General features: G+C 65.3%; 5 protein-coding genes, 3 rRNA genes and 1 pseudogene. All 9 read right to left on the bottom strand.

Annotated elements, in window-relative coordinates; all coding sequences use genetic code 11:
- Window positions 1-39 precede the first annotated feature (39 nt).
- The 9 genes and pseudogenes from recN to FB390_RS31605 all read right to left on the bottom strand — a co-directional run bounded on the left by recN (window position 40) and on the right by FB390_RS31605 (window position 12,990).
- Window positions 40-1,809, bottom strand: coding sequence for a DNA repair protein RecN (recN, locus tag FB390_RS31650; protein WP_141812831.1), 1,770 nt, complete (start codon window positions 1,807-1,809; stop codon window positions 40-42).
- Window positions 1,787-2,779: an NAD kinase gene (locus FB390_RS31645; RefSeq protein WP_141812830.1), complete on the bottom strand. Its 993-nt coding sequence runs from the start codon at window positions 2,777-2,779 to the stop codon at window positions 1,787-1,789. The genes recN and FB390_RS31645 overlap by 23 nt, the downstream gene beginning before the upstream one ends.
- Window positions 2,776-3,597: a TlyA family RNA methyltransferase gene (locus FB390_RS31640; protein WP_141812829.1), complete on the bottom strand. Its 822-nt coding sequence runs from the start codon at window positions 3,595-3,597 to the stop codon at window positions 2,776-2,778. The genes FB390_RS31645 and FB390_RS31640 overlap by 4 nt, the downstream gene beginning before the upstream one ends.
- A 1-nt stretch (window position 3,598) precedes the next feature.
- Window positions 3,599-3,907 carry a hypothetical protein gene (locus FB390_RS31635; protein WP_342780462.1) on the bottom strand — a complete coding sequence of 103 codons (309 nt, stop codon included), beginning with the start codon at window positions 3,905-3,907 and terminating at the stop codon, window positions 3,599-3,601.
- Window positions 3,908-3,920: 13 nt separating this feature from the next.
- Window positions 3,921-4,811: an HAD-IIA family hydrolase gene (locus FB390_RS31630; protein WP_185757360.1), complete on the bottom strand. Its 891-nt coding sequence runs from the start codon at window positions 4,809-4,811 to the stop codon at window positions 3,921-3,923.
- Window positions 4,812-5,675: 864 nt separating this feature from the next.
- Window positions 5,676-6,689: pseudogene (locus FB390_RS31625) on the bottom strand (tetratricopeptide repeat protein); the annotation flags it as partial.
- 1,040 nt (window positions 6,690-7,729) lie between these two features.
- Window positions 7,730-7,846 (bottom strand): 5S ribosomal RNA (gene rrf, locus FB390_RS31615).
- A gap of 164 nt (window positions 7,847-8,010) precedes the next feature.
- A 23S ribosomal RNA gene (locus FB390_RS31610) occupies window positions 8,011-11,145 on the bottom strand.
- A 326-nt stretch (window positions 11,146-11,471) separates the two neighbouring features.
- Window positions 11,472-12,990, bottom strand: a 16S ribosomal RNA gene (locus FB390_RS31605).
- The 16S, 23S and 5S rRNA genes sit together here, the layout of an rRNA operon.
- Between the last annotated feature and the right edge of the window lie 49 nt (window positions 12,991-13,039).

Raw genomic sequence — 13,039 nt, 5'->3', positions numbered from 1 at the left:
AAGCGCTTCGGAGCGAGGGCCTTTCGCGTTTCGGAGAACTCAGGCGGTGGCGCGCTCGGCGCGGGCTGTCTCCAACAGTTCCTCGGCGTGCGCGCGACCGGTCTCGGTGTCGTCCAGACCGGCGAGCATGCGCGCCAGCTCGATGACCCGCTCGTCCTTGGTGAGCGCGCGAACACCGCTGTTGACCTTGCCCTTGCCGTCGTCGGACTTGTCGACCACCAGGTGCGTGTCGGCGAACGCCGCGACCTGGGGCAGGTGGGTCACCACGATGACCTGGTGGGTGCGCGCCAGCCTGGCCAGCCTGCGCCCGATCTCCACCGCGGCCCGGCCACCGACACCGGCGTCCACCTCGTCGAACACCATCGTCGCGCCGTGATCGGAGCTGGCGAGCACCACTTCGAGCGCGAGCATCACCCGCGACAGCTCGCCGCCGGAGGCGCTCTTGCTCAACGGCAGCGACTGCGCGCCCGAATGCGCGGAGAGCCGGAACTCGACCTCGTCCACGCCGGACGAGCCCGCGTGCAGTTCGGCGCCGTCGACGGTCAGCGGCGCGGAATCCTGGGCCGCCGCGGGCACCGGACGCACCTCGACCTCCAACCGCGCCTTGCCCATCGCCAGGCCACCGAGCTCGGCGCTGACGGCCGCCGCCAGCTTGCCCGCCGCCTTGGTGCGGGCCGCGGTGAGCTTACGGGCCGCCGCGCGCACGCGTTCGGCGGCGATGTCGACCTCCCCGGCCAGCTTGGTGAGCGCCTCCTCGGAGACGTCCAGCGAATCCAGCCGGGCGCGCGCCTCGTCGGCCCAGGCGATCACGCCGTCGATGTCGGGCGCGTACTTGCGCGTGAGGCTCTTGAGTTCGGCCTGCCTGGTCAGCAGCGAATCGAGCGCGCCGGGATCCGACGGCAGGTCGGAGAGATAGCCGCTCAGCTCGGTGGTCAGATCGACGACCACCGCGATGGCCTCGCCAAGCCGCGGCGCGAGGGCGGACAGGGCCGGATCATCGGCGGATTCCAGCCGCGAGCGCGCGGCGCCGAGCAATTCCAGTGCAGCGGAACCGTCTTCGGGCGCGTCGGCAGGACCCGCCAGCGCGTCGTGCGCGGTCGCCGCGGCCTCGCGCAGCGAATCCAGGTCGCTGAGCCTGCGCACTTCGCCGACGATCCGCACGTCCTCGCCGGGTTCCGGTGCGATGGCATCGATCTCGGCGAGCGAGTGCTTGAGCCGATCGGCCTCCAGCGCCAATTCCCTGCTGCGCGCGGTGCGTTCGAGCAGCTCGTTGCGTGCGTCCAGCCAGGAGCGGCGGTGCACCTGATACTTGCGCAGCAGCGGGCCGACGGTCTCGGCCGCGAACTGGTCGAGCGCGCTGAGCTGCTGTTCCGGACGTTGCAGGCGCAGCTGGTCGTTCTGGCCGTGCACGGTCAACAGCGGCGCGGTGAAATCGGCGAGCACCGAGGCGGGCACGCCGCGTCCGCCGAGGTGCGCGCGAGAGCGTCCGTCGCTGCCGACCGTGCGGATCGCGATGATGCTGCCGTCGTCGTCGGCCTCGGCCGCCGCCGACTCCAGCACCTGCCCGACCTCGGCGCGGGCGGCCTCGTTCACGTCCTCGACGGTGAACCGGCCCTCCACCACCGCGCGCGCCGCGCCCAGCCGCACCCGGCCCGCGTCCGCGCGGGCGCCGCTCAGCAGGTGCAGGCTGGTCACCACCATGGTCTTGCCCGCGCCGGTCTCACCGGTCAGGACGGTGAGACCCTCGTGGAACTGCGCCGTGGCCGTGGATATGACGCCGAGGCTGTCAATCCTGATCTCTGTCAGCACGTGTGCTCTCCGTTCGCCGTCGGCCTCGCCAGCCGGTGACAGGCAACTGGAACTTGCGCACCATCCGGTCCGCGAACGGCGCGGAGTCCAACCGCACCCAGCGCACCGGTTCGGCGCCGCGGACGGCCTCGACGCGGCCGCCCTTCGGCAGCGCCATGGTGCGCCTGCCGTCCAGGAAAACTATCGCATCGTGGCCCGTGGCAACCGATTCCACCGCGATCCTGGACTCCGGGCTGGTCACCAACGGCCGCGCGAACAGCGCGTGCGCGTTGCTCGGGATCACCAGCAGCGCCTCCAGCTCCGGCCACACCACCGGGCCGCCCGCCGAGAAAGCGTAAGCTGTGGAACCGGTCGGCGTGGAAAGCAGGATGCCGTCGCAGCCGAACGCCGAGACAGGGCGTCCGTCGACTTCGAGCACCACCTCCAACACGCCCATCCGCGAAGCGTTCTCGATGCTGGCCTCGTTCAACGCCCAGCCGGTCTCCACCACCTCGTCGTCCACCCGGACCGACAGGTCGATCGTCATCCGGTGTTCGATGCGATAGTCGCCGCGCACCACCTGGCCCAAGGCCTCGTCCAGGTGTTCGGCCTCGGCCTCGGTGAGGAATCCGATACGTCCCAGGTTGATTCCCAACACCGGCACCGACGCGGGACGCGCCAGTTCGGCGGCGCGCAGGAATGTGCCATCACCACCGAGCACCAGCACCATCTCGCAGCCGACCGCGGCCTCGGGGCCGTGCTCGACCACCCGCACCGGATAACCGCCCGGCGCCGCGAGGGCCACCGCGTCCGGCCCTGCCTCGACGTCGAAGCGGGTGCTGTCGGCCTCGTCGTCCAGAACCCGCAGCCCGATCCCCGCCTCGGTGAAGATCTTCGCCACCCGGTGGGCGGTCTCGATGATCTCGGCCCGGCCCGGATGCGAGACAAGCAGGATCTCCCGGCCGCCGGATTCCGGCGCCACCGCGTTCACTGTGGACCCTCCTCAACCGCACGCTCGACGAGAGCAGCGACCTGTTCCGCGTCGTATTCGAACTGCCCGTCCTTGCGCAGCCACAGAAAGTATTCGACATTGCCCGACGGACCCGGCAGCGGGCTGGCCACCGCGCCGAGCGTGCACAGCCCGTGCTCGGCGGCCGCCGCGGCGACCGTCCGCACGGCCTCCGCGCGCAACGCCGGATCACGCACCACACCGCCGGAGCCGACCCGTTCCTTGCCCACCTCGAACTGCGGCTTCACCATGGGCAGCAGGTCCGCGCCGTCGGCGGCGCAGGCGGCGAGTGCGGGCAGCACCAAGCCGAGCGAGATGAAGGACAGGTCACCGACGACGAGTTCGACCGTGCCGTCGATGAGTTCGGGTGTCAGGTTGCGGACGTTGGTGCGGTCGTACACGCGCACCCGATCGTCGTTCTGCAATCGCCAGATCAGCTGGCCGTACCCGACGTCGACGGCCACCACCTCGCGCGCGCCCCTGCTGAGCAGGACGTCGGTGAAACCGCCGGTGGACGCGCCCGCGTCGAGACAGCGCTTGCCCGCGACATCCACGCCCTCGGCCTCGAATCGCTCCAGCGCGCCGAGGAGTTTGTGCGCGCCGCGTGACGCCCACTGCACCTCGTCGGGCTCCTCCCGCACCAGCAGCGGGGTACCCGCCTCCACCGCGGTCGCCGGTTTCGTGGCGACCGATCCAGCAATCAGGACCCGACCCGCGCCGATCAGCTCGACCGCGTGCTCCCGCGATCGCGCCAACCCGCGGCGAACGAGTTCGGCGTCCACTCGCGCCCGCCTGGCCACCTCAGATCTTGTCCACCGTAGCCAGGGCCTGGACCAGCACGTCGTGTGCCTGCTCCAGGATGCGCGCGCGCCGGGTGATGTCGACGCCGGATTCCGCGCTCTCCGGGGCCGCCCCGAAGGCGGCGCCGCGCGCGTCGAGCTCGGCGAGCAGACTGTCGATCTCGCCGCGGATCCGGTCCGGGTCGGCGGGCTCCGGGCGACCCTGCGCGCCGGGCAGATGCCTGCCGGGCAGCGGGATGCCGGGGCGGGGCGCGTTCGGTCCGGGACCGGGCACGCCGGGTCCCTGCGGGCGGGGCGTCGGAGTACTCATCGTGCTGCCAACGCTATCGGATTTCCGAACCGGGCGCGCGCACCGTCACCGCTCGACCAGGGTTGCGCCGGAGCCGCTCGGGCAGGTCGTCGGTCGAGTCGTCGTCGACCGGTGGGTGGTTCAGCGCGTCCAGGGAATCCGCGACGTAGGTGGGGATGCGTGTCTCGGGTGCGGTGCGCAGCTCGTCCAGAGTGCTCACGCCGGTCAGGACGAGCAGCGATTCGAGTCCGACGCGCTGGGCGCCCTCGATGTCGGTGTCCATCCGGTCGCCGACGACCAGTGCGCTGCGGGTTCCGGCGCGCACCAGCGCGTCTTCCAGCAGCGGCGCGTACGGTTTGCCCGCGACGATCGGCTCGCGGTCCGAAGCGGCACGCAGCGCGGCGACCATCGCGCCGTTGCCCGGCGCGAGACCGCGCTCGTTCGGCAGCGTCTTGTCGGTGTTGGCCGCGACCCAGAGCGCGCCGGCGCGCAGTGCGTAGGCGGCCTCGGCCAGATCCGGCCAGGCCGTCTGCGGCGAATGCCCCTGCACCACGGCGGCGGGCACAGTGCCGTCGAACCGGCGGATGCCGCGCAGGCCGACCGCGTCGACCTCGGCGACCAAGTCGTCGGTGCCGACGACGAGAACTTCGGCGCCAGGGCTCAGGCGTTCGGCCAGCAGCCGCGCGGCCGCCTGGGCGCTGGTCACCACGTCCTCGGCGGTCGCGGGGAAGCCGAGGTCCGCCAGATGTTCGGCCACCACCTCCGGGCCGCGGCTCGCGTTGTTGGTGACGTACACGAGCCGCTGCTCGGACTCGCCATTGCCCGCCAACGCTTCCGGCGCACCCTCGATCACCGCGGGACCGCGGTACAGCGTGCCGTCCAGGTCCAGCAGCAGGGCTTCGTAGCGATCTCGTAGCCGCTTCACACCACTCTCACTTCGTGTCACCATCCGGCGCGGTGCCGAATTCCGTGCGCGCCCAGAAGTTGTCGGGTCGCGGCGCTCCCCACGGCACGATCTCCGTGGCCGAGTCGCCATGCACGCCCGCCGATCCGAGCCGCCTCGACAACACGCCGAGACATCGACCCTACGTCAGGCGGCCGACAGGTACGGCATCGCGTTGCCGACTCCACAGCTCCGCGCGATCGTCTCGTCGCTCGGCCGAACATCGGTTCCGATCGTCGGCCCGAGCTCGAAAGCTGTTCCGCGACCGGGCTTCACAAGCAGTTTCCCAGCGCCCGAGGCGGCGTGCACAGCGATCCGGGTCCGCGCATCGTGTCCTGGTCGATGATGCTGCCGCCTGTGTAACCCTCGATGATCGTTGTGAACCGCGACTCGCCGCCGCTGAGACGTGCTGACGGTCCGTCGTCGCGAACGCCGGGCCGCATCCCGCGAACGGCCCGGACGATCACACCCCACCGTCTACCGCGATTGCGGCGGTACGGCATGCCGGTGGCGGTCAGACAGCGCGCTGAGTCCCCATGGGCGAATTGCGGCCAGGGCACGATCCGGGCGATCCCGCGCACTCCACCGCCGGTGGCGGTCGGTCAGACCGCCGAGCAGCACCGGTGTAACGCGCTGAGTTCCCGATCGCCCGATTTCAGCCATCGCACGACCCGGCGATCCCGCGCACCAGCAGTGGCGGTCAGATCCCCTGACCAGCAGCGGTGTAGCGCGCTGAGTGCCCACCGGCGAATTGCGGCCACGGCACGATCCGGCGATCGAACAACCGCGACGTGGTGGCGCAGATCGCGGCCATCGCCGGGTCAGCGATCGAAAGTTTCGGCCGGACTACAGGTCGGTGTCGCCGGTCAGTTCGTCGGCGCGTTCCTCGGCATCGGTCTCGCCGTCGAGGTCGGCGGAGGCCGCGTTGAGGAACCAGGTCAGGCCCTCATCCGTGCGGCCGGCGGCGACCAGGGCGTCGGCGTAGGCGTAGAAGAGGCGCGCGGCGGCGGAACCGGTGCGCTCCGGGTCGAGGTCGGACGTCTGCAGCGTCACCACGGCCTGGTCGTACTGACCGAGATCCATGCGCGCGCCCGCCACGACGATGCGCAGCTCGGTGGCCTCGTCACCGCTCAGCGCGCGGGCTTCCTCGCTACGACTCAGCTCGATCGCGCGCTCTGGACGGCCGAGCCCACGCTCGCAGTCCGCCATCACGGCGAGCAGACCGGAGCCGCCGGACATGCGCCGCGCGGTGCGCAGTTCGGACAGCGCCTCCGCCCACTCTCCCGCGTGATAGGCGACGACGCCCGCGGTCTCGCGCACCACCGCGATCCGGCCCGCGCGCTGTCTTGCCGCGCGCGCGTGCGCGAGCGCCAAGCGCGGATCGTCCTCGACGAGGCGGACGGCCATCACCAAGTGCCGCGCCACGGTCTCGGCATTGCCCTTGTCCAGGCTCAGCAGATCGCGCCGGATGGCGGTGTCCAGATCGGACGCCTGCACGTCGTCGGGCAGATCGGGTTCCTCGGGACGCGGCGGTCGCCGATCCATGGAACGGCCACCGGTGCGAGCGCCCTCGCCGCCGCGACGACGATCCTGCTGCCCGCGGTCGTACTCCCCCGATTCGCTCCGGCGCTTGAAGCCGCCGCGCTCACCGCTCTCGCGATCGAAACCGCGATCCTCGGCGCCCTCGCGAACGCCTTCGCGCCGTTGGTAATCGGGACGATCACCACGGCGCTGGAAACCACCGCGCTCACCGGAGTCACCGCGACGCTCGTATCCGCCACGCTCACCCTCGCCGCGCCCGGAGAATCCGCGCCGTTCGCCGGAATCCCCGCCGCGGTCGAAACCGCCGCGCTCGCCACGCGGCTTGAAGCCTTTGTCATCGGAGTCGCGCCGCGGCTTGAAACCACCACGTTCGCCGGAATCGCCGCGCCGCTCGTAACCGCCGCGCTCACCCGAGCCGCCGCGGTTGAACCCGCCACGCTGTTCGGAACCGCCGCGCTGGTATCCACCACGCTCGGAACCGCCACGATCGAAGCCACCGCGCTCACCGGAACCGCCACGGCTGAAGCCGCCACGTTCGCCCGAGCCGCCACGGCCGAAGCCACCGCGATCCTCGGAACCGCCCCGCTGGTATCCACCACGCTCGGAACCGCCACGCTCACCGGAACCGCCACGGCTGAACCCGCCGCGGTCACCGGAACCGCCACGGCGGTCGAAACCGCCGCGCTCTCCCGAGCCACCGCGCTGGAATCCACCGCGCTCGCCGGAGCCGCCGCGACCGGAGCCGCCGCGATCCTCCGAACCACCGCGTGGCTTGAAGCCTTTGTCATCGGAGTCGCGCCGCGGCTTGAAACCACCACGTTCACCGGAATCGCCGCGGCGGTCGTAACCACCGCGCTCGCCCGATTCGCCCCGGCGCTGGTAACCACCGCGCTCTTCGGAAGAACCGCGCGAACCGTAACCGCCGCGCTCGCCGGAGCCCTCACCGCGCCGGAAGCCGCCGCGACGTTCACCACCACGGTCGAAACCGCCGCGACCTTCGGAGTCCTCGTGTCTTCCGGAACCACCACGGCCGCCGGACGCACCGCGTTCACCGGACCCGCCCTTGCGGTCGAACCCGCCGCGCGAAGATCCGTACGAGCCACCCGTGTCGCGGGACGGCCGGTCCGAACCGGCGTCGCGCTGACCGGAGGCGGAAGCGCTACGTCGGAATGGCCTCCGACCGTCGTTGTCTTCGGACACGGTGATCCCTTTCTAGGTTCCGCTGAGGTTGTTCAGGGCCCCAATCAAATTGAATCACGTGCCGTCGGCGGGGCTCGGACTCGACGGCGCCAGGGGCGCGAAAGCGCCCCAAACGACGATAGGGGACCCAGAATTGGGTCCCCTATCGTGAAAGGATGTTCCGGCGGTGTCCTACTCTCCCACACCCTGTCGAGTGCAGTACCATCGGCGCAGGTGGCCTTAGCTTCCGGGTTCGGAATGGGACCGGGCGTTTCCCCACCGCTATAGCCGCCGTAACTCTATGAAACTATCCACACACCAAGTCGTGTGCCGGGAAGATTCCCGAGGGTGGTGCCCTCGAACTCCCGACCGAATGAAAACCCCCGGAAGGGGTTTTCGCTCGATCACTCGGTGTCTGTGTGTTGTTTCAGATACCGCACAGTGGACGCGTAGCTTCTTCGTTGGTAAGTCCTCGGCCGATTAGTACCAGTCACCTCCACCGGTTACCCGGCTTCCAGTTCTGGCCTATCAACCCCATGGTCTGTGGGGGGCCTTACCCCCTCGAGGGGGTGAGAAACCTCATCTTGGAACAGGCTTCCCGCTTAGATGCTTTCAGCGGTTATCCCTTCCGAACGTAGCTAACCAGCGGTGCCCTTGGCAGGACAACTGGCACACCAGAGGTTCGTCCGTCCCGGTCCTCTCGTACTAGGGACAGCCTTCCTCAAGTTTCTGACGCGCGCGGCGGATAGAGACCGAACTGTCTCACGACGTTCTAAACCCAGCTCGCGTGCCGCTTTAATGGGCGAACAGCCCAACCCTTGGGACCTACTCCAGCCCCAGGATGCGACGAGCCGACATCGAGGTGCCAAACCATCCCGTCGATATGGACTCTTGGGGAAGATCAGCCTGTTATCCCCGGGGTACCTTTTATCCGTTGAGCGACACCGCTTCCACTTGCCGGTGCCGGATCACTAGTCCCGACTTTCGTCCCTGCTCGACATGTCTGTCTCACAGTCAAGCTCCCTTGTGCACTTGCACTCGACACCTGATTGCCAACCAGGCTGAGGGAACCTTTGGGCGCCTCCGTTACATTTTAGGAGGCAACCGCCCCAGTTAAACTACCCACCAGGCACTGTCCCTGAACCAGATCATGGTCCGAGGTTAGAGGTCCAATACGATCAGAGTGGTATTTCAACGACGACTCCACCGACACTGGCGTGCCGATATCACAGTCTCCCACCTATCCTACACAAACCGTACCGAACACCAATACCAAGCTATAGTGAAGGTCCCGGGGTCTTTTCGTCCTGCCGCGCGTAACGAGCATCTTTACTCGTAATGCAATTTCGCCGAGTCTGTGGTTGAGACAGCAGAGAAGTCGTTACGCCATTCGTGCAGGTCGGAACTTACCCGACAAGGAATTTCGCTACCTTAGGATGGTTATAGTTACCACCGCCGTTTACCGGGGCTTAAATTCTCAGCTTCGCCACCAAAGTGGCTAACCGGTCCTCTTAACCTTCCGGCACCGGGCAGGCGTCAGTCCGTATACATCGTCTTACGACTTCGCACGGACCTGTGTTTTTAGTAAACAGTCGCTTCTCTCTGGTCTCTGCGACCCCACCCAGCTCCCACCGCAAGGGTGTTCACCAGACGAGGTCCCCCTTCTCCCGAAGTTACGGGGGCATTTTGCCGAGTTCCTTAACCACAGTTCTCTCGATCGCCTTAGTATTCTCTACCTGACCACCTGTGTCGGTTTGGGGTACGGGCCGTGTACCAACTCACTAGAGGCTTTTCTCGGCAGCATAGGATCACTGAATTCGCCTCAATCGGCTACGCATCACCTCTCAGGCACATGTTGTGCGGATTTGCCTACACAACGCCCTACAGGCTTACACCAGTACAACCACTGACTGGCCCAGCTACCTTCCTGCGTCACCCCATCGCTTGACTACTACAGCCAGGGTCCCATGCAGCCCCCGCCAGCCACCCGAAGGTGGTCTATTGGGTTTTGGATGGTTAGCACAACTGCCTCGCCATTGGGCGCGGATACACGGGTACGGGAATATCAACCCGTTGTCCATCGACTACGCCTGTCGGCCTCGCCTTAGGTCCCGACTCACCCTGGGCGGATTAACCTGGCCCAGGAACCCTTGGTCATTCGGCGGACGAGTTTCTCACTCGTCTTTCGCTACTCATGCCTGCATTCTCACTCGCGTGCCCTCCACGGCTGGATCACTCCGCCGCTTCCCTGGACACACGACGCTCCCCTACCCATCCGAGCCACTGGATGCATGCCCGTAGACACACATCGGTGTAATGCTCGAATGCCGCGGCTTCGGCGGTGTACTTGAGCCCCGCTACATTGTCGGCGCAGGATCACTTGACCAGTGAGCTATTACGCACTCTTTCAAGGGTGGCTGCTTCTAAGCCAACCTCCTGGTTGTCTTCGCGACCCCACATCCTTTTCCACTTAGTACACGCTTAGGGGCCTTAGCCGGCGATCTGGGCTGTTTCCCTCTCGACTACGAAGCTTATCCCCCGCAGTCTCACTGCCACGCTCTCACACACCGGCATTCGGAGTTTGGCTGACTTCGGTAAGCTTGTGGGCCCCCTAGGCCATCCAGTAGCTCTACCTCCGGCGTGAAACACGTGACGCTGCACCTAAATGCATTTCGGGGAGAACCAGCTATCACGGAGTTTGATTGGCCTTTCACCCCTACCCACAGCTCATCCCCTCAGTTTTCAACCTAAGTGGGTTCGGGCCTCCACGACGTCTTACCGTCGCTTCACCCTGGCCATGGGTAGATCACTCCGCTTCGGGTCTAGAACATGCGACTGGAAACGCCCTATTCGGACTCGCTTTCGCTACGGCTACCCCACACGGGTTAACCTCGCCACATGCCACTAACTCGCAGGCTCATTCTTCAAAAGGCACGCCATCACCCACAACACACTAAAGTGTTCGCAGGCCCTGACGGATTGTAAGCGCACGGTTTCAGGTACTATTTCACTCCCCTCCCGGGGTACTTTTCACCTTTCCCTCACGGTACTAGTCCGCTATCGGTCACCAGGGAGTATTCAGGCTTACCGGGTGGTCCCGGCAGATTCACAGCAGATTTCACGGGCCCGCTGCTACTCGGGTACTCACTACAACAGAGCATGAGTTTTCGCTTACCGGACTCTCACCGTCTACGGTTGGCCGTCCCAGACCAATTCAGCTAACACACACTTTTCTGACTGTTGCTCGCCACGGCAGTGACAAGAAAATGAGCCCCACAACCCCGCATAGACAACGACTGCCGTCTATCACATCTACACGGTTTAGCCTCATCCGCTTTCGCTCGCCACTACTCACGGAATCACTATTGTTTTCTCTTCCTGTGGGTACTGAGATGTTTCACTTCCCCACGTTCCCTCCACACACCCTATATATTCAGATGCGGGTAACACGACATCACTCGTGCTGGGTTTCCCCATTCGGAAATCCTCGGATCTCAGCTCGGTTGACAGCTCCCCGAGGCTTATCGCAGCCTCCTACGTCCTTCATCGGCTCCTGGTGCCAAGGCATCCACCGAACGCTCTTAAACACTTACAAACAAAGATGCTCGCGTCCACTGTGCAGTTCTCAAACAACACACCCACTCGAACCCACACCCCGGACCAGCACCCCCAAAGGAGCCGGTATCACAGGAGATCCGAGCGGATCGTATCTTTTGCCTGGAAAGAACGTCTGTTCTTTCAGGACCCAACAGTGTGTCGATATATCCACCGCCAGTCAGCCACTACAGGACCAACCGATGATGCGATGAAGCTTGTCAGCGTTCCACCCATGAGCAACCGCAGTCCCACATTCGAGGACATAAGCGGCTCTGGCACGCTCGAACTCGACTCTACGAGCCGAACAGTGCAGAAGCTCCTTAGAAAGGAGGTGATCCAGCCGCACCTTCCGGTACGGCTACCTTGTTACGACTTCGTCCCAATCGCCGATCCCACCTTCGACGGCTCCCTCCCACAAGGGGTTAGGCCACCGGCTTCGGGTGTTACCGACTTTCATGACGTGACGGGCGGTGTGTACAAGGCCCGGGAACGTATTCACCGCAGCGTTGCTGATCTGCGATTACTAGCGACTCCAACTTCACGGGGTCGAGTTGCAGACCCCGATCCGAACTGAGACCGGCTTTAAGGGATTCGCTCCACCTCACGGTATCGCAGCCCTCTGTACCGGCCATTGTAGCATGTGTGAAGCCCTGGACATAAGGGGCATGATGACTTGACGTCGTCCCCACCTTCCTCCGAGTTGACCCCGGCAGTCTCCTGCGAGTCCCCACCATTACGTGCTGGCAACACAGGACAAGGGTTGCGCTCGTTGCGGGACTTAACCCAACATCTCACGACACGAGCTGACGACAGCCATGCACCACCTGTACACCGACCACAAGGGGGCCTACATCTCTGCAGGTTTCCGGTGTATGTCAAACCCAGGTAAGGTTCTTCGCGTTGCATCGAATTAATCCACATGCTCCGCCGCTTGTGCGGGCCCCCGTCAATTCCTTTGAGTTTTAGCCTTGCGGCCGTACTCCCCAGGCGGGGCGCTTAATGCGTTAGCTACGGCACGGATCCCGTGGAAGGAAACCCACACCTAGCGCCCACCGTTTACGGCGTGGACTACCAGGGTATCTAATCCTGTTCGCTACCCACGCTTTCGCTTCTCAGCGTCAGTTACTGCCCAGAGACCCGCCTTCGCCACCGGTGTTCCTCCTGATATCTGCGCATTTCACCGCTACACCAGGAATTCCAGTCTCCCCTGCAGTACTCAAGTCTGCCCGTATCGCCTGCAAGCTCACAGTTGAGCTGTGAGTTTTCACAGACGACGCGACAAACCGCCTACAAGCTCTTTACGCCCAGTAATTCCGGACAACGCTCGCACCCTACGTATTACCGCGGCTGCTGGCACGTAGTTGGCCGGTGCTTCTTCTACAGGTACCGTCACTTGCGCTTCGTCCCTGTCGAAAGAGGTTTACAACCCGAAGGCCGTCATCCCTCACGCGGCGTCGCTGCATCAGGCTTTCGCCCATTGTGCAATATTCCCCACTGCTGCCTCCCGTAGGAGTCTGGGCCGTGTCTCAGTCCCAGTGTGGCCGGTCGCCCTCTCAGGCCGGCTACCCGTCGTCGCCTTGGTAGGCCATTACCCCACCAACAAGCTGATAGGCCGCGGGCCCATCTCGCACCGATAAATCTTTCCACCAAAAACCATGCAGTCCCTGGTCATATCCGGTATTAGACCCAGTTTCCCAGGCTTATCCCGAAGTGCGAGGCAGATCACCCACGTGTTACTCACCCGTTCGCCGCTCGTGTACCCCGAAGGGCCTTACCGCTCGACTTGCATGTGTTAAGCACGCCGCCAGCGTTCGTCCTGAGCCAGGATCAAACTCTCCGTTGAAGACTCTCGAAACACCCGAAGGTGAATCAGAAATATCTAACTAGAGTCC

This window comes from Nocardia bhagyanarayanae (genome assembly GCF_006716565.1).
GTDB lineage: Bacteria > Actinomycetota > Actinomycetes > Mycobacteriales > Mycobacteriaceae > Nocardia > Nocardia bhagyanarayanae.
The sequence above is the reverse complement of the archived record's forward strand: the minus strand, read 5'-3'. Positions and strand labels throughout refer to the sequence as shown.